Genomic DNA, 15,183 nt, shown 5'->3' with positions numbered 1-15,183 from the left:
GAGAAAGGGAAGTCGTGATGTGTGAAATATCGAAGAGGCTTATTGCGGGCTGGCGTACATCTGCCCGCCATCCACATTGATGACGGTGCCAGACAGGTAGGCAGACAGTGGCGAGCAGCTGAAAACGGTGAGGTCTGCAATCTCTTTGGGTTCGGTCAGGCGGCCAAAAGGCAGGCCAGCCGTCAACTCCATCCAGCGGTTTTCGTCGTTGAATTTTTTGGTCGCCTGCGCACGTAGCATGCCCTCCATGCGGTCACTTCGTGTGGGTGAGGGGTTGATGCCAAACACCCGTACGCCACGGCGCGGGCTGGTGGCACCTACCGCCTGGGTAAAGGCCATCAGGGCTGCATTGGCCGTGGAGCCGCAGACATACTCACTGCGCGGTGCCGCACCTGCCATGCCTATGATGTTGGCGATGACCCCGCTGCCGCGCTTTTCCATCTGGGGCAGCACCTCACGCACCAGATTGATGTAGCCAAACAGTTTGAGCTCCCAGGCCTGGCGCCAGCGGGCATCATCAACATCGGCGAGCGATCCGCCAGGAATCGCGCCGGCGTTGTTGACGAGGATGTCTATCTCGCCAGCCTTTGACATCAGGGTTTTGATGCCTTCCGCATGACCAAGGTCAGCGGTGACGGCCTGTGCGGCGATGCCCGTCTCTTTTTTTATGGACGCCAGCGCGCTCTCAAGAGCATCTGTCGAACGAGAAACGATGACGGGCACGGCACCCTCGCCCGCAAAGGCGACGGCTATGGCCAGGCCTATGCCTTTGGAGCTGCCGGTGACCAGCACACGGCTGCCCTGAAGTTTGAGATCCATTTGATTTTCTTTCTATAGCGGTATCAGGGTTTGGGTACCGGGACCTGGCTGATGTACCAGTCGGCAATGTCGTGGGCCTGCATGAAGCACACGCCGGGTGTCTTCATGAGCAGGTCCAGCATTTTTTCGAAGGAGCCAAAGCGGTGCGGCACACCAATCAGGTGGGGATGCAGGCCCAGCGTGAGCACGCGCGGGCGTTTGGCCGCTTCCCGTACGAACAGCTCCACCGTGCTTTGCACACGTTGCAGCATCTCATTGGAGGAATGTTTTTCAACCGCGTAGATGATGGAGTCGTTGAGCTCCAGGTTGTAGGGCACGCTGAGCAGCGGGCCGTTGGCGGTGGTCATCCAGTTCGGAAGGTCATCGACCACCCAGTCGAATACATAGTCAATGCCAGCGGCCTTGAGGTTCTCGGGCGTGGTGTGGCTTTCGCGCAGGCCGGGGCCCAGCCAGCCACGCGGACGAACACCGGTGAAGGACTGGATCATGTCCAGGCTGGTCTTGATGACCTCTTCTTCTGCGCCGGCGTGGTTCAGCGATTTCTGGTGAACGCCGTGGCCTATGAACTCCCACTTCGCGTCATGCATGGCTTCTGCGGCACGTGGGTAGGCCTTGATGACACCTGCGTTGAAACTGGTCGATGCCGTCAGGCCACGCGAGGTGATGGCCTCGATGATGCGGGGCAGGCCAGCCCGCATGCCGTAGTCGACCCAGCTGAAATTGGGAACATCGGGCACGGTTTCCTTGCCGTGCGGCGGCGTGATGATGGTGCGCGGCATGGGCGCATCAAACTCCCAGTGCTCGACGTTCACGACCAGGTGCACAAGGATATTGCCGGCCGACGGCGGCGAAAGCGCCGGGCCTTCATTGGAAAAGCGGTAGGGAATGCGGGGATTGGCCATGGTCGTTCTTTTCAGTGGCGGATTTGCTGGAGAATCTCGCGCTTCATCGCGTTGAAGCCCTCAGAGGTGGTGTCTTCAATAGTGCGTGGGCGGGCCAGAGGCACAGTCATGCGCGCCTGTATGCGGCCGGGGCGTGCCGACATCACGTAGATGGTGTCGGCCAGGAAGAGTGCTTCATCAATGTCATGCGTAACAAACACAATCGTGGGTTTGAGCTGTTGCCATACGCTGAGCAGCAGCTCCTGCATGGTCAGACGCGTCTGCGCATCGAGCGCACCGAAGGGCTCGTCCATCAGCAACACTCTCGAACCCAGCGTCAGTATGCGGGCAATGCCGACACGCTGGCGCATGCCGCCCGAGAGCTGCACAGGCAAATGGTTCTTGAAATCGGACAGGCCCACGATGCGCAGCATCTCGTTGGCGCGCTCTTCGTAATCGCTGGCCTTGAGCCCCTGCGTTTTGGGTCCAAAAATGACGTTCTCCCAGACCGTCAGCCACGGAAAGAGCGCGGCCTCCTGGAAGACGACCCCGCGATCAGGACCTGGTTTGTCAACCGCCTGGCCATGAACCGTGAGTGAGCCGCCGCTGGCCTGCTCAAAACCTGCAACGAGGTTGAGCAGTGTGGACTTGCCGCAACCCGAGGGGCCGAGCAGCGCAACGAACTCGCCGGCATGTACGTCGAGGTCAATTTTGTCAAGCGCATGCACCGGCGGCTGTGCCGGGTAGGTCTTGTCGAGTTTTTCAATCTTGATGGCAGACATAAATCGCTATCACTCAATGGTTCTGGAGAATGCGCCAGCGCAGGACGCGCCGTTCCGCAAACACAATCAAACGGTCGCTGAGGTAACCCATGACGCCAATCGACACCATGTCGGCCAGCACGATGTCCATGCGGCCCACGTAGTAGGCGTCCCACAGCACATAACCCAGGCCGGATTTGACGGCCACCATCTCGGAGACGATCACCGCTGTCCAGGAGATGCCCAGGCCTATGCGCAGGCCCGTAAAGATGGACGGCATGGCCGATGGGAACACCACCCGGCGCAAAAGCTGGGATCGTGTGGCCCCCATCATCGTGGCGGCGCGCATGAGGTTGCGCTCCACATCGCGCGCACCCTGGGTGGTGTTGACGACGATGGCGTAAAAGCCGCCCAGGAAGATCAGGAAGATAGAGCCCATGTCGCGTATGCCAAAAAGCGCAATCGAGAACGGCAGCCATGCGGTGATGGGGATGGGCCGCAGGCCCTGGATCACAGGGTCGAACAGGCGCGAGCCCAGGCGGCTCCAGCCAATGATGAGACCCAGCGGCACACCGATGAGGGCTGCCAGCACAAAACCCTGCACCACACGCATGGCCGAATACTGCACATTGGACAGCCATGTACCCTGGTAAGGGTTAAGGCCCAGGCCGCCTGAGGCGCCAAACATCCATACCTTCCAGCCCTCCAGCACGGCCAGCGGTGTGGGCACGATGCCTGCCATGTCGGGGCGGCTGCCGGCAATCTGCCAGAACACCAGCACCGCGACAGGCACGACCGCACCGAGGACAAGTTGTTTGAAGCGCTCCAGATTCTTCATGGCAGTGGCCTGGTTTGAGGGCTGATCAGCGCTTGATGTCGCGTGCGATCGAATCGTCGTAGAGCGCAGCGGCGTCAGCCGAGACATCCTTGAGCACGATGCCCTGCTTGAACGCCGCTTCGGCCTGCAGCCTGACCTGCTCTTTCGTCAGCACGCCGCCCAGCTTGATGATCTTGGACGACTCTTTGGTCACAGCCAGCGGCAGGCCTGTGTATTTCGCATAGGCATCGGCAAACAGCTCATTGTTCTTGCGCATCTGCTCTTCGGCATTGAGGTAAACCCACATAAAGCGGCGAATGGCCTCCTTCTTGTTGGTCAGTGCTTCGCGTGATGCGGCCAGCATGCCGAGCTCGGCACCTACGGCCTTGGCCTGGCTGTATTCAAGGCCTTTGGCAAAGTAGGCGTCGCCGTCAGCCACCGCCTGCGATTCGAACGGCTCCCACAACACCATGGCATCAATGTCACCGCGCTTGAGGGCCTGGATGAAGGCCGTGCCGCCGCCCTGGATGTTGACGGGCGTGAAGGTGTTGTAAGGCACACCTTTTTCAATCATGGTCATGGCCCACTGGAACCAGACAGCAGAGCCGGGCGCGATGCCGATTTTTTTGCCGGCCAGGTCTTTCCAGTCATTGATGACCACACCCTTGCGCACCACCAGGTTTTTGAGCGAGCCGCCAACACCCGTCAGGCCGACCAGGTTCTTGCTGCCCTGCGAGGCTGCGATGGCGAGATCGCCAGGGCCGACAGCAGAGATATCAACCGAATTGGACAGCAGCGCTGTGCGTGCATCGGCGTAGCGCACGAACTCTGCGCGCTTGACGTCGACGTTGAATTTCTTGAGTTCTTCTTCGACGTTGAGCATGGGGGCGAGGTGGCCCACCTTGACGAAGCCAATGGTCAGCGTTTCGCGCTGGGCCAGGGGCGCGGGCGCGGGCCCGATCGCGTGGGCGACCGTGGTGATGGCGACCATGAGGATGGCCGTGATTGCGGTACTTGGTTTCATCGTCAACGCTCCGTTCAGGTTAGGGTTAAAAACACACGGGATATCGGGAAATCACATTCAAGGTCAACGGCCCTTGAAGGCCGGCGCACGCTTTTCGGCAAAGGCCTTGCGGCCTTCGGCATAGTCTTCGCTGGCAAAGCAGGCCTTGACCGCCGCATCCACGGCGGCAGCGCCGGCGTCATCCACGCCTTCCAGCAGGGTATTCAGGGCCAGCTTGCCGGCGGCAACTGTCATGGGCGCATTGGCCGCAATCTCGGCCGCGACCTTTGCAGCATGCGAAAAAACATCGTCCTGAAGTTCGTTCACCAGCCCGATTTGCGCGGCAGTATTGGCATCACACACACGCGCCGTGTAGAAAAGTTCAGCCGTCCGGGCTGTACCCAGAATGGCCACCATGCGGTGCACGCCTGCGAGGGTGTAGCCCAGGCCCAGGCGCGCAGCCGGCATGCGAAATTTCGCGCTGGGCGCGGCATAACGCATGTCGCAGGCCAGTGCCAGACCCAGCCCGCCGCCGTAACAGATGCCGCTGATGGCGGCGATCACGGGGCGGGGGAACTGTTCCAGCGCACCTTGCGCGCGTGCCACCGCAGCCTCATACGTGGCCACACCCGCACCTGTGTTGCGCTGCGTGTCAAATTCGGAAATATCCGCCCCGGATACAAAAGCGCGGTCGCCATCACCGCGCAACACCACGACACGGACATTGCTGTCGGACCGCAGTGCCTCCAGCGCATCTCCCAGCTTTGTCCACATCAGCAGGGACATTGCGTTATAGCGGTCCGGGTTGGAGAGCGTGATGGTGGCCACGTGGCCTTCGATCAGACAGGTGACATCAGCCATATGCGTCAGACCACCGCATCGGCATGGAACTGCCGGATGGCCTCTTCAGAGTAGCCAGCTTCCTGGAGAACTTCATCCGTGTGCTGGCCCCAGTTGGGTGCCTGCGCGACAACTTTGGATGGCGTGCGCGCCAGCGTCACCGGCTGGGTGATGTAGTGCATCTCCTTGCCAAAGTCTGTCATCAGCGAACTCGTCACGTTCAGGTGCTGCACCTGCTCATCCTCAAACACCTGGGGTACGGTGTATACCGGGCCGGCGGGAATGCCTGCATCGTTGAGCATGCCCACCCACTCCTGCACGGTTCGGTGGCGAAAGACTTCTGCCAGCGCGGGCGTCAGGCGGTCGCGGTTCTGCACACGCAGCGGCTCGTTGGCATAGCCCGGGTCCTGCAGCCAGTCGTCGCGCACCAGCAGCTTGCACAGGCGTATCCAGTTGCCTTCACCCGACGCGCCGAGGTTGAACACACCGTCGCTGGCCTCAAAAAGCCCCATGGGGCTGCTGGTCGGGTGGTCGTTGCCGACCTGAACCGGCAGGTCGTTGTCATTGAGGTAGCGCGCCATCTGGAAATCCATCATGGCGATCTGCGAATGCAGCAGGGATGCATGCACCCACTGGCCCTTGCCGGAAACCTCGCGCTCAAGCAGCGCCGTGAGTATGCCGAGTGCGGCATAAAGGCCTGCACTCATGTCTGCCACTGCAAGTCCCGCACGCACGGGGCCTGAGCCCGGCAAACCAGTGACAGACATCAGGCCACCCATGCCCTGCACGATCTGGTCAAAGCCCGGGCGCGACGCCATGGGGCCGTCCTGACCGAAGCCCGAGATGCTGGCAAGGATGATGCGCGGATTGACCTTCGCCAGCGAGTCGTAGTCAAGCCCGAGCTTGTGTTTGACTTCGGGTCTCCAGTTTTCAACCAGCACGTCTGCATCCTTGACCAGGCGCATCAGGATGTCGAGCGCGCCAGGCTTCTTGAGATTCAGGGTCATGGACCGCTTGTTGCGGTTGATGTTCTGGAAGTCGCCGCCGCGGCGGTTCGCTGCAAACATCGCTTCGTTGGGGTCAATGCCGGGTGGTGGCTCGATACGTATCACGTCAGCGCCGAAGTCGGTCAGCATGCGTACGCAGTTGGGGCCGGCCCTGACCCGTGAGAGATCAAGGACGCGAAACCTGGACAGGGCTGTAGATGCCTGAATTTTGGGCATGGGATGAATCAACCTTGTTTGAGGAAATGTTCGGTAAAACCATTGACGCCAAAGCGGCGCAACTCGACCTGTTCAGCAAAAGCCAGCAGGTCTGCTTCGTGGAAGGGTCGTGCCAGCACCTGAACGCTGATGGGCATGCCGCGCGAATCACGCGCAATCGGGAACACCATCGAAGGAAAGCCGAGGTAATTCACAAAGCCCATATGGCTGTGCAGTGCCAGCAACTGTCTGACATCGAAACCCGGGCTGTCAGCGGCGACCGCGCGCCAGTCAGGTACAGGCTGGGGAAGGGCAGGCATCACAAGCAGGTCGTGTCCCTGAAAATGCTCCTGCACAAACATCTGTGCGTGACGCCCCCTGTCGGCGAGTGCCGCGTGGTACCACTGAGGCGGAATCACGAGCCCAGCGAGGGCGACGGCCTCTACGGACGGCGACAGCGTGCATGCCAGCAGCGCCTCCCTGTGTGTAGCCGCCGCTTCGCTGTGCATCACGATCTCCGCCAGGCGTGTGAGGGTCTGGTGCTGGGCTAGCGTCGTTATGGTTTGGGCAGAGGCGGATTCGCGGGCGAAGTCTTCAAGCGCAGAGGCGACCTCTTCATTCAGAACATTTGCAGGCAACCAGGCCTTGATTCGCAACTGCGCAGCTTTGGCGGGCCGCAGCAGGCCTGTATTGGCTACTATTTGCAGCAGGTGCATCGCATCTGCCGCAGAGCGGGTCAGCACGCCCACGCTGTCAAGCGAAGGCGCAAGGGGATGGACGCCGTCCAGCGGGATCAGTCCATGCGTTGTTTTAAGCCCCAGCAAGGCACAGGTGGCAGCAGGAATGCGCACCGACCCTGCGGTGTCTGTGCCCAGCGAGCCATACACCAGGCGGCCTGCAACAGCCACGGCGCTGCCACTGGAGGAGCCGCCCACAGCAGCATGCTCATTGAGCGGGTTGATGCAGCGTTCAAAAAGGGGGTTGTCACCGGTTGCACCACAGGCGTATTCGGCCATCGCCAGCGTCGCCAGGGTTGAGGCACCGGCAGCGTCAAGCCTGGCGACGGCAGGCGCGGCCACCAGCCCCTCAGAAGCTGCACCCGCGTCGTGCCCGGCGCCTGGCCTGCGTCCTGCGGTGTTGAAGATGTCCTTGTGCGCGAGGCCTATGCCGGCGAGAAGGCCATGGTAGGTATCGGTATCTGGCAGCTCCTGAACCACGCTGTGAAAGCGCGCATCCATGCGCTTCAATTTTTGGCGCTGCAGGCTGATCGCCTCCTTGGGGGAAATGCGGCGGCTGCTTATGGCAAGCTGCATGCCCCTCAGGGTGGCGGGCAATTCATGCATCAGACAACTGCGCCAGGACGCTGGAGAAGGTTGGCGAAGGCGCCTGACCATTCAAGGCTGCAGCGCCAGTCATGGCAAGGGTAGCCGCAGGATGGAGGCGCTCAAGTGTTTTGTCCAGCCGGCGCTCTTCTGCCGGGGTAGTCGCCCTGCTGCGCCCTGAAAGACCCTCGCGCACGGCCACTGTCCACCCGGAAAGCGGATTGCTTTCTATAGATTTGGCTGTTGGAGGGTCGGAAATTGGCATTCTGTATTTGTTTTTGGCTTATAAATATTAATATACACAAATTAAACATACAAATCAATGTGCGAAACTTACTTTATGGAAAGCACAAAAAAAACATTCACCAAAGCCAGCGACAAGATCCGCACAGAAATCGAGAACGCCATCCGGGAAGGCGCCCTGTTGCCGGGAGATCCGATTGACGAGGCGGAAATCGCAACGCAATACAAGGTGTCCCGCACGCCCATAAGAGAGGCGCTCATCCAGTTGCAGGCGCAGGGCATGCTGAGCAGCCTGCCGCGTGGCGGCATGGTGGTGGCGAAAATGGACCTCCAGCAGCTGCTGTCCTTATGGGAATTGCTGGCGGAACTCGAAGGCGTTGCGGTGCGCCTGGCATGTCAGCGCATGACGCCGGAAGAGCGCAAAGCCATACTTGAGCACCATGAGCAAAGCCGCGCCGTGGCAGATGCAGATGATTTCGCTGGATGGCAGGAAAGCAACCTGCGCTTTCACGAGCTGATTTACCGGGCGACCCGCAACCCTTACCTGCGCCAGGAGGTGTTGCGCATGCGGGCCCGCACAGGTTATTACCGCAGACACGCGTTTGGCGCCCTGGGCCAGATCAGAACCTCATTTGAGCAGCACCAGCAGATCGTGGAGGCCTTTATGGCCAACGACGGTGATGCAGCATCAGCCGCCATGCTGACGCACATGCGGCCGGCCAGCGACGCCAAGGGCCTGACCGACTTTATTGTGAATATTCCAAAGGAAGTGCTGGCGCGCTGATTGCAGCGAATGCGGCGATCATCAGCGCGCATCCAGATCGACATGCAGCGTATTGAATATTGCATTCATACGCCGTGACTCACACAAAAAACAATTGAGTCACAAAGCAAAACGCCCACTTGAAGTGGGCGTTTTGTTTACCGGACTTGGTGATCCGGATGTTGGTTGCGCGGGCAAGATTTGAACTTACGACCTTTGGGTTATGAGCCCAACGAGCTACCAGGCTGCTCCACCGCGCGGTATCTTTGTATTATAGCTTACTCTGCCTTGGCCGCGTCGCTTGTAGTGTCTTCTGACACATCAGGACGATCAACGAGTTCAACCAGAGCCATGGGCGCATTGTCACCAACGCGGAAACCCATCTTCAAAATACGCGTGTAGCCGCCTGGACGTGCCTTGTAACGTGGGCCCAGTTCAGCAAACAGTTTGACGACCATGTCGCGGTCGCGCAGGCGGTCAAACGCGAGGCGCTTGTTGGCCAGCGTTGGCTCTTTGGCCAGCGTGATCATGGGCTCAACAACGCGGCGCAGTTCCTTGGCCTTTGGCAGCGTGGTCTTGATGGCTTCGTGCTGGAGCAGCGAGTTCATCATGTTGCGCAGCATGGCGAGGCGGTGCTCGCTGGTGCGGTTGAGTTTACGTAGTCCGTGTCCGTGTCGCATGGTGATTTCCTTTTTAATATCCGGGCAGCCGTATCAGGTACTGCCCGTGCGCCACCCCGCATGAAGGGTGGTCTTCGGTTTAACTAAAAGTGTTTAGTGCTTGTCCAGCCCGGCAGGCGGCCAGCTTTCAAGTCGCATGCCCAGCGTCAAGCCGCGCGATGCAAGCACTTCCTTGATTTCGTTGAGCGATTTACGGCCTAGGTTCGGTGTCTTGAGCAGCTCGTTTTCAGTGCGCTGGATCAGGTCGCCGATGTAATAGATGTTTTCTGCTTTCAGGCAGTTGGCAGAACGAACCGTCAGTTCGAGCTCGTCCACTGGACGCAGCAGGATGGGGTCGAACTGCTGCGAGCTGCGCTGGACTGGCGTGTCAAACGCAGCCAGTTCATTGCCTTCGAGCTGTGCGAACACGGCCAGTTGCTCGACCAGGATCTTGGCCGAAGCGCGGACTGCATCTTCTGCGGTCACAGCACCGTTGGTTTCGATTTCCAGGACCAGCTTGTCGAGGTCGGTACGCTGCTCGACGCGGGCGCTTTCAACGGTGTAGCTGACGCGCTTGACCGGAGAGAACGATGCGTCCAGAACAATGCGGCCAATCGACTTGGTCGATTCGTCGCCATAACGGCGCACGTTGCCGGGCACATAACCACGGCCGTTTTCGACCTTGATCTGCATGTCGATCTTGCCGCCGTGCGACAGGTTCACGATGACGTGCTCGGGGTTGATGATTTCAACGTCGTGCGGGGTCTGGATGTCGGCAGCGGTCACAGGACCGGCGCCATCTTTGCGCAGGCTCAGGGTGACTTCATCGCGGTTGTGGAGCTTGAACACCACGCCCTTGAGGTTCAGCAGGATGTTGACGACGTCTTCCTGGACACCGTCAATGGAGGAGTACTCGTGGAGCACACCGGCAATGGTCACTTCCGTAGCGGCGTGGCCGACCATGGACGACAGCAGGACGCGGCGCAATGCGTTGCCCAGCGTGTGGCCGTAGCCACGTTCAAAAGGCTCGAGCGTGACTTTTGCGCGGTTGGCGCTCAGTTGCTCAACGTTGATGGTTTTTGGTTTCAGTAAATTAGTCTGCATGCAATCTTCCTCTCAATACCCTCGGCTCGTTACACCGATAAGGCCGACGACGCATGACCTGCCACAGGCAGCGCCACACGTCGCAGGAACGAAATTAGCGTGAATACAACTCGACGATCAGCGATTCATTGATGTCGGCAGCAAACTCGTCGCGGTCTGGCGTCTTCTTGAAGGTGCCTTCGCCTTTTTCGGCGTTGACTTCAACCCAGGCTGGCATGCCAACCTGTTTCGCGAGTTCGAGTGCTTCCGTGACACGGGTCTGCTTCTTCGACTTGTCGCGCACGGCGATGATGTCGCCGGCCTTGACCATGAACGAAGGAATGTTGACCGGGCCGCCGTTGACGGTGATGGCCTTGTGCGATACCAGCTGGCGCGCTTCGGCGCGGGTTGAGCCGAAGCCCATGCGGTAGACAACGTTGTCCAGGCGCGATTCAAGGATGAACAGCAGATTGGCGCCGGTGTTGCCCTTGCGGCGGTCAGCTTCTTCAAAGTAGCGGCGGAACTGCTTTTCAAGCACGCCGTACATGCGCTTGACCTTCTGCTTTTCACGCAGTTGCAGGCCGAAGTCGGACGTACGCGTACCGGACGTGCGACCGTGCTGGCCTGGCTTGGAATCAAATTTGGCCTTGTCGGCGATCGCGCGGCGGGCGCTCTTCAGGAAGAGGTCCGTGCCTTCGCGGCGGGATAGTTTGGCCTTGGGGCCGAGGTAACGTGCCACTTTGGTTTCCTTTTGTCATCTGCTGCATTGCTGCAGGAGCCTTCGGTATGGACTTTCGTCGAACCTGATGGCGGTGGGCTTTGGTTAAAAAGTCCCGTGCAAGGCCGACTGCATTGCAATCGGTCTCGCCGGGACCACGGGAATTAAATGCGGCGGCGCTTTTGCGGGCGGCAGCCGTTGTGCGGGACCGGGGTCACGTCGGCAATCGAATTGATGCGGATGCCGAGCGCGCCGAGGGCACGAACCGAAGATTCGCGGCCTGGGCCTGGGCCCTTGATTTCAACGTCAAGGTTCTTGATGCCCTGCTCGATGGCCGCACGGCCCGCAACTTCAGAAGCTACCTGGGCTGCAAAAGGCGTCGATTTGCGCGAACCCTTGAAACCCTGGCCACCAGACGATGCCCACGACAGGGCATTGCCCTGGCGGTCGGTGATCATGATGATGGTGTTGTTGAAGGATGCGTGCACGTGTGCAATGCCGTCTGCAACATTCTTGCGGACTTTTTTGCGCACGCGTTGTGCTGCGTTGTTACTTGGTGCTTTTGCCATGGGAAAACCTCTGGATTATTTCTTCAACGACTGGGCGGCCTTGCGCGGACCCTTGCGGGTGCGGGCGTTGGTACGCGTGCGCTGGCCGCGCATTGGCAGGCCGCGGCGATGACGGAAACCGCGGTAGCAACCGATGTCCATCAAACGCTTGATGTTCATCGTGGTTTCACGACGCAAGTCACCTTCGATGGTGAACAGAGCGATCTGGTCACGGATTTTTTCCAGGTCGCCGTCGGTCAGGTCCTTGACCTTCTTCGAGTAGGCGATGTCGCAGGCTTCGCAGATTTTGCGAGCGCGCGTACGGCCAATGCCGAAGATTGCAGTCAGGCCGATTTCAGCATGTTGCTGCGGCGGAATATTGATACCAGCGATACGGGCCATGTTCGTCCTCTAAAACTCTTTGAATCAGCCTTGGCGTTGTTTATGGCGTGGATCTGTACAGATCACGCGAACAACACCCTTGCGGCGGATGACTTTGCAGTTGCGGCAAATTTTCTTGACCGAAGCTGAAACTCTCATTGCATTCTCCTAAATTCTCTGCGGTGCTGATCGCACCAAAAAATTACGCTAACTGCCTGTTCCCGGTTCAAGCACCAGGTGATGTCTTGAAGTTCGCCTTCTTGAGCAGCGATTCATACTGCTGCGACATCATGTAGTTCTGGACCTGGGCCATGAAATCCATGGTGACCACGACAATAATCATCAACGACGTGCCGCCGAAATAGAAAGGCACGTTGTATTTCAAAATCAGAAACTCGGGCAACAGGCACACAAAGGTGATGTAGACCGCACCTGCCAGCGTCAGACGCACCAGGATTTTGTCGATGTAACGCGCTGTCTGGTCACCCGGGCGAATACCCGGAATGAACGCACCGCTTTTCTTCAGGTTGTCTGCGGTCTCGCGGCTGTTGAACACCAGTGCGGTGTAAAAAAAGCAGAAGAACACAATCGCGCTGGCATACAGCAACACATATATCGGCTGGCCCGGCGTCAGCGTGCTGGCGATATCCTTCAGCCAGCGCATGCTCTCACCGCTGCTGAACCAGCCCACCACCGTCGCCGGCAGCAAAATGATCGAAGAAGCAAAGATGGGCGGAATCACACCGGCCATGTTCAGCTTCAGCGGCAAGTGCGATGACTGGCCGCCATAAACCTTGTTACCCACCTGTCGCCTGGCGTAATTCACCAGGATCTTGCGCTGGCCGCGCTCTACAAACACCACAAAGTAGGTCACCAGAACCACCACTGCGATGATCACGATGGCCACCAAAATGCTCATCGCACCGGTGCGGATCAATTCAAGCAGACCACCCACTGCGCTAGGCAGGCCAGCCGCGATGCCTGCAAAAATCAGGATCGAAATACCGTTACCCAGACCACGCTCGGTGATCTGCTCACCCAGCCACATCAAAAACATGGTGCCGGCCGTCAAACTGACAACCGCCGTCATGCGAAAACCAAAACCAGGCGCAAGCACCAGACCGGGGGAGCTTTCAAGCGCCACCGCAATACCCAGGGACTGGAACAGCGCAAGACCCAGCGTGCCGTAACGCGTGTACTGGGTAATCTTGCGTCGACCGCCTTCGCCCTCTTTCTTCAGTTGCTCAAATGTCGGCAGGACATAGGTCAGCAACTGCATGATGATGGACGCGGAGATGTAGGGCATGATGCCCAGCGCAAACACCGTAAAACGCGACAAGGCACCACCGGAGAACATATTGAACAGGTTCAATATGCCGCCCTGCTGGCCCTTGAACAGCTCCTTGAGCTGGTTGGGGTCAATGCCCGGCACCGGAATGTGGGCGCCAATACGGTACACCACCAAAGCCAGCAGCAAAAACACGAGCCGGTTCCGCAAATCGCCGAACTTGCCGGATTTTGCCAGTTGAGCCGGGTTGGTTGCCACTGATTCTTTTCCAGTCCGTCGTTAATTACGCAACCGCGCCGCCGGCTGCTTCAATAGCCGCCTTGGCACCTGCCGTCGCACCAATACCGTTGAGCTTGACCGCTTTGGTCAGCTCGCCGGACTTGATGACCTTGACGTTCTTGGCGATCTGGCCCACCAGGCCTGCCGTCTTCAGCGCCAGCAGGTCAACTTCGGCCAGGCCGAGCTGCTCGAGGGCAGACAGCGTAACTTCAGCGTTGAACTTCAGGTTGTGCGATTTGAAGCCGCGCTTTGGCAAACGGCGCTGCATAGGCATCTGACCGCCTTCAAAACCAACCTTGTGGTAGCCGCCAGCGCGGGACTTCTGACCCTTGTGGCCGCGACCTGCGGTCTTGCCGATGCCAGATCCAATACCGCGACCAACACGTCGCTTGTAGTGCTTGGCGCCTTCACCGGGCTTGATTCCGTTCAATTCCATTTTGAATTCCTATCGAGCCTTGAGCTCAGACAATCTTGACCAGATACGCGATCTTGTTGATCATGCCGCGCACTGCGGGCGTGTCTTCCAGTTCGCTGGTGCTGTTGATACCGCGCAGACCCAGGCCACGCACGGTGGCGCGATGGGATTCCTTGGTACCAATCGGGCTCTTGATCAGCTGAACCTTCACTTTTTTCTCTGTCGTCATTTCAATGCTCCTGGGCAGCTATTTAGCCGAAGATTTCTTCGACTGATTTGCCACGCTTGGCTGCAATGTCGGAAGCCGTGGTGGAATTGTTCAACGCATCCATCGTTGCACGAACCATGTTGTACGGGTTGCTCGAACCATGGCTCTTGGCCACGATGTCGGTGATGCCCATGACTTCAAACACAGCGCGCATCGGGCCGCCGGCGATGATGCCGGTACCTTTGGCTGCCGGCATCATCATGACGCTGGCGGCACCCCAGTGGCCGAATACGTTGTGGTGAATCGTGCCGTTTTTCAATGACACCTTGGTCATGTTGCGGCGCGCTTCTTCCATGGCTTTTTGCACGGCTGCAGGCACTTCTTTCGACTTGCCCTTGCCCATGCCGACGCGGCCGTCACCATCGCCAACCACCGTGAGTGCTGCGAAACCGAGAATACGGCCGCCCTTCACCACTTTGGTCACGCGGTTGACCGCGATCATTTTTTCCTTCAGACCATCGTCTGGAGCGTCGTTGTTTGATTTAGCTTGAAACTTGGCCATATATATTTCCAGTCTGCTTAGAACTGCAGGCCAGCTTCGCGGGCCGCATCAGCCAGCGCCTTGACGCGGCCGTGGTACGCAAAACCAGCGCGGTCAAACGCCACCTTTTCAACACCGGCTGCTTTTGCCTTTTCAGCAATACGCTTGCCGATGGCTTGTGCTGCCGCAACGTTGCCGCCCTTGCCGGACGCGCCCAGATCCTTGCGGATTTCCACTTCTGCAGTGGAAGCCGATGCCAGAACCCTGGTGCCGTCGCCGGAAATGACGCTGGCGTAGATGTGCAGGTTGGTGCGGTTGACGGTCAGACGGGCAACACCTTGCGTGGCAATGCGGATGCGGGTCTGGCGTGAACGACGAAGGCGCTGCTCTTTTTTGGTCAACATGATGCAGC

21 protein-coding genes and 1 tRNA gene are annotated in these 15,183 nt (G+C 59.1%); 1 reads left to right on the top strand and 21 read right to left on the bottom strand.

Features of this window, described 5'->3' with window-relative positions; all coding sequences use genetic code 11:
* Positions 1-39 precede the first annotated feature (39 nt).
* The 9 genes from HYX42_RS17135 to HYX42_RS17095 all read right to left on the bottom strand — a co-directional run bounded on the left by HYX42_RS17135 (position 40) and on the right by HYX42_RS17095 (position 7,910).
* Positions 40-819: a short-chain dehydrogenase/reductase gene (locus HYX42_RS17135; RefSeq protein ID WP_293405239.1), complete on the bottom strand. Its 780-nt coding sequence runs from the start codon at positions 817-819 to the stop codon at positions 40-42.
* 23 nt (positions 820-842) lie between these two features.
* On the bottom strand, positions 843-1,721 hold the full coding sequence (locus tag HYX42_RS17130; RefSeq protein WP_293405238.1) for a polysaccharide deacetylase family protein: 879 nt from the start codon (positions 1,719-1,721) through the stop codon (positions 843-845).
* An 11-nt stretch (positions 1,722-1,732) separates the two neighbouring features.
* Positions 1,733-2,482: an ABC transporter ATP-binding protein gene (locus HYX42_RS17125; RefSeq protein WP_293405236.1), complete on the bottom strand. Its 750-nt coding sequence runs from the start codon at positions 2,480-2,482 to the stop codon at positions 1,733-1,735.
* 13 nt (positions 2,483-2,495) lie between these two features.
* A complete protein-coding gene (locus tag HYX42_RS17120) occupies positions 2,496-3,299 on the bottom strand; it encodes an ABC transporter permease (RefSeq protein ID WP_293405234.1) in 804 nt (267 codons plus the stop codon).
* 25 nt (positions 3,300-3,324) lie between these two features.
* Positions 3,325-4,302, bottom strand: a complete 978-nt coding sequence (locus HYX42_RS17115; protein ID WP_293405232.1) for an ABC transporter substrate-binding protein — start codon at positions 4,300-4,302, stop codon at positions 3,325-3,327.
* Between the two features lie 63 nt (positions 4,303-4,365).
* Positions 4,366-5,142, bottom strand: a complete 777-nt coding sequence (locus HYX42_RS17110; RefSeq protein WP_293405230.1) for an enoyl-CoA hydratase — start codon at positions 5,140-5,142, stop codon at positions 4,366-4,368.
* A gap of 5 nt (positions 5,143-5,147) precedes the next feature.
* On the bottom strand, positions 5,148-6,344 hold the full coding sequence (locus tag HYX42_RS17105) for a CoA transferase (RefSeq protein WP_293405228.1): 1,197 nt from the start codon (positions 6,342-6,344) through the stop codon (positions 5,148-5,150).
* An 8-nt stretch (positions 6,345-6,352) separates the two neighbouring features.
* Positions 6,353-7,666, bottom strand: coding sequence for an amidase (locus tag HYX42_RS17100; RefSeq protein WP_293405226.1), 1,314 nt, complete (start codon positions 7,664-7,666; stop codon positions 6,353-6,355).
* Positions 7,659-7,910, bottom strand: coding sequence for a hypothetical protein (locus HYX42_RS17095; RefSeq protein ID WP_293405224.1), 252 nt, complete (start codon positions 7,908-7,910; stop codon positions 7,659-7,661). Before HYX42_RS17095 ends, HYX42_RS17100 begins: the two co-directional genes overlap by 8 nt.
* Before the next feature lie 75 nt (positions 7,911-7,985).
* Between HYX42_RS17095 and HYX42_RS17090 the strand changes: the two genes are divergently transcribed.
* A complete protein-coding gene (locus HYX42_RS17090; RefSeq protein ID WP_293405222.1) occupies positions 7,986-8,672 on the top strand; it encodes a GntR family transcriptional regulator in 687 nt (228 codons plus the stop codon).
* A gap of 162 nt (positions 8,673-8,834) precedes the next feature.
* Here HYX42_RS17090 and HYX42_RS17085 read toward each other — a convergent pair.
* The 12 genes from HYX42_RS17085 to rplR form a co-directional block, all read right to left on the bottom strand.
* Positions 8,835-8,911: transfer RNA gene (locus HYX42_RS17085), tRNA-Met, on the bottom strand.
* Between the two features lie 18 nt (positions 8,912-8,929).
* Positions 8,930-9,331, bottom strand: a complete 402-nt coding sequence (gene rplQ, locus HYX42_RS17080) for a 50S ribosomal protein L17 (protein ID WP_293405220.1) — start codon at positions 9,329-9,331, stop codon at positions 8,930-8,932.
* 93 nt (positions 9,332-9,424) lie between these two features.
* On the bottom strand, positions 9,425-10,414 hold the full coding sequence (gene rpoA, locus HYX42_RS17075) for a DNA-directed RNA polymerase subunit alpha (RefSeq protein WP_293405218.1): 990 nt from the start codon (positions 10,412-10,414) through the stop codon (positions 9,425-9,427).
* 94 nt (positions 10,415-10,508) lie between these two features.
* On the bottom strand, positions 10,509-11,132 hold the full coding sequence (rpsD, locus tag HYX42_RS17070) for a 30S ribosomal protein S4 (RefSeq protein WP_293405216.1): 624 nt from the start codon (positions 11,130-11,132) through the stop codon (positions 10,509-10,511).
* 143 nt (positions 11,133-11,275) lie between these two features.
* A complete protein-coding gene (gene rpsK / locus HYX42_RS17065; RefSeq protein WP_293405214.1) occupies positions 11,276-11,680 on the bottom strand; it encodes a 30S ribosomal protein S11 in 405 nt (134 codons plus the stop codon).
* 15 nt (positions 11,681-11,695) lie between these two features.
* Complete coding sequence (rpsM, locus tag HYX42_RS17060; protein WP_293405212.1) at positions 11,696-12,061, bottom strand: 30S ribosomal protein S13; 366 nt, start codon at positions 12,059-12,061, stop codon at positions 11,696-11,698.
* Positions 12,062-12,085: 24 nt separating this feature from the next.
* Positions 12,086-12,199, bottom strand: coding sequence for a 50S ribosomal protein L36 (gene rpmJ / locus HYX42_RS17055; RefSeq protein WP_028820150.1), 114 nt, complete (start codon positions 12,197-12,199; stop codon positions 12,086-12,088).
* A gap of 67 nt (positions 12,200-12,266) precedes the next feature.
* Positions 12,267-13,586 (bottom strand): preprotein translocase subunit SecY, encoded by a 1,320-nt coding sequence (secY, locus tag HYX42_RS17050; protein ID WP_293405202.1) that lies wholly within the window; start codon positions 13,584-13,586, stop codon positions 12,267-12,269.
* Between the two features lie 25 nt (positions 13,587-13,611).
* Entirely contained in the window at positions 13,612-14,043 is a 432-nt protein-coding gene (gene rplO, locus HYX42_RS17045) for a 50S ribosomal protein L15 (protein ID WP_293405200.1), read from the bottom strand.
* 25 nt (positions 14,044-14,068) lie between these two features.
* Entirely contained in the window at positions 14,069-14,251 is a 183-nt protein-coding gene (gene rpmD, locus HYX42_RS17040; protein ID WP_293405198.1) for a 50S ribosomal protein L30, read from the bottom strand.
* 22 nt (positions 14,252-14,273) lie between these two features.
* Complete coding sequence (gene rpsE, locus HYX42_RS17035) at positions 14,274-14,792, bottom strand: 30S ribosomal protein S5 (protein WP_188709721.1); 519 nt, start codon at positions 14,790-14,792, stop codon at positions 14,274-14,276.
* 17 nt (positions 14,793-14,809) lie between these two features.
* Positions 14,810-15,175: a 50S ribosomal protein L18 gene (gene rplR, locus HYX42_RS17030; protein ID WP_293405194.1), complete on the bottom strand. Its 366-nt coding sequence runs from the start codon at positions 15,173-15,175 to the stop codon at positions 14,810-14,812.
* Positions 15,176-15,183 lie beyond the last annotated feature (8 nt).

Source organism: Polaromonas sp., assembly GCF_016185115.1.
Classification (GTDB): domain Bacteria; phylum Pseudomonadota; class Gammaproteobacteria; order Burkholderiales; family Burkholderiaceae_C; genus Polaromonas.
The sequence above is the reverse complement of the archived record's forward strand: the minus strand, read 5'-3'. Positions and strand labels throughout refer to the sequence as shown.

Coding starts and splice junctions, on each gene's coding strand:
- HYX42_RS17135 (WP_293405239.1), bottom strand. CDS start 819: ATGGATCTCAAACTTCAGGGCAGCCGTGTGCTGGTCACCGGCAGCTCC.
- HYX42_RS17130 (WP_293405238.1), bottom strand. CDS start 1,721: ATGGCCAATCCCCGCATTCCCTACCGCTTTTCCAATGAAGGCCCGGCG.
- HYX42_RS17125 (WP_293405236.1), bottom strand. CDS start 2,482: ATGTCTGCCATCAAGATTGAAAAACTCGACAAGACCTACCCGGCACAG.
- HYX42_RS17120 (WP_293405234.1), bottom strand. CDS start 3,299: ATGAAGAATCTGGAGCGCTTCAAACAACTTGTCCTCGGTGCGGTCGTG.
- HYX42_RS17115 (WP_293405232.1), bottom strand. CDS start 4,302: ATGAAACCAAGTACCGCAATCACGGCCATCCTCATGGTCGCCATCACC.
- HYX42_RS17110 (WP_293405230.1), bottom strand. CDS start 5,142: ATGGCTGATGTCACCTGTCTGATCGAAGGCCACGTGGCCACCATCACG.
- HYX42_RS17105 (WP_293405228.1), bottom strand. CDS start 6,344: ATGCCCAAAATTCAGGCATCTACAGCCCTGTCCAGGTTTCGCGTCCTT.
- HYX42_RS17100 (WP_293405226.1), bottom strand. CDS start 7,666: ATGCATGAATTGCCCGCCACCCTGAGGGGCATGCAGCTTGCCATAAGC.
- HYX42_RS17095 (WP_293405224.1), bottom strand. CDS start 7,910: ATGCCAATTTCCGACCCTCCAACAGCCAAATCTATAGAAAGCAATCCG.
- HYX42_RS17090 (WP_293405222.1), top strand. CDS start 7,986: ATGGAAAGCACAAAAAAAACATTCACCAAAGCCAGCGACAAGATCCGC.
- rplQ (WP_293405220.1), bottom strand. CDS start 9,331: ATGCGACACGGACACGGACTACGTAAACTCAACCGCACCAGCGAGCAC.
- rpoA (WP_293405218.1), bottom strand. CDS start 10,414: ATGCAGACTAATTTACTGAAACCAAAAACCATCAACGTTGAGCAACTG.
- rpsK (WP_293405214.1), bottom strand. CDS start 11,680: ATGGCAAAAGCACCAAGTAACAACGCAGCACAACGCGTGCGCAAAAAA.
- rpsM (WP_293405212.1), bottom strand. CDS start 12,061: ATGGCCCGTATCGCTGGTATCAATATTCCGCCGCAGCAACATGCTGAA.
- rpmJ (WP_028820150.1), bottom strand. CDS start 12,199: ATGAGAGTTTCAGCTTCGGTCAAGAAAATTTGCCGCAACTGCAAAGTC.
- rplO (WP_293405200.1), bottom strand. CDS start 14,043: ATGGAATTGAACGGAATCAAGCCCGGTGAAGGCGCCAAGCACTACAAG.
- rpmD (WP_293405198.1), bottom strand. CDS start 14,251: ATGACGACAGAGAAAAAAGTGAAGGTTCAGCTGATCAAGAGCCCGATT.
- rpsE (WP_188709721.1), bottom strand. CDS start 14,792: ATGGCCAAGTTTCAAGCTAAATCAAACAACGACGCTCCAGACGATGGT.
- rplR (WP_293405194.1), bottom strand. CDS start 15,175: ATGTTGACCAAAAAAGAGCAGCGCCTTCGTCGTTCACGCCAGACCCGC.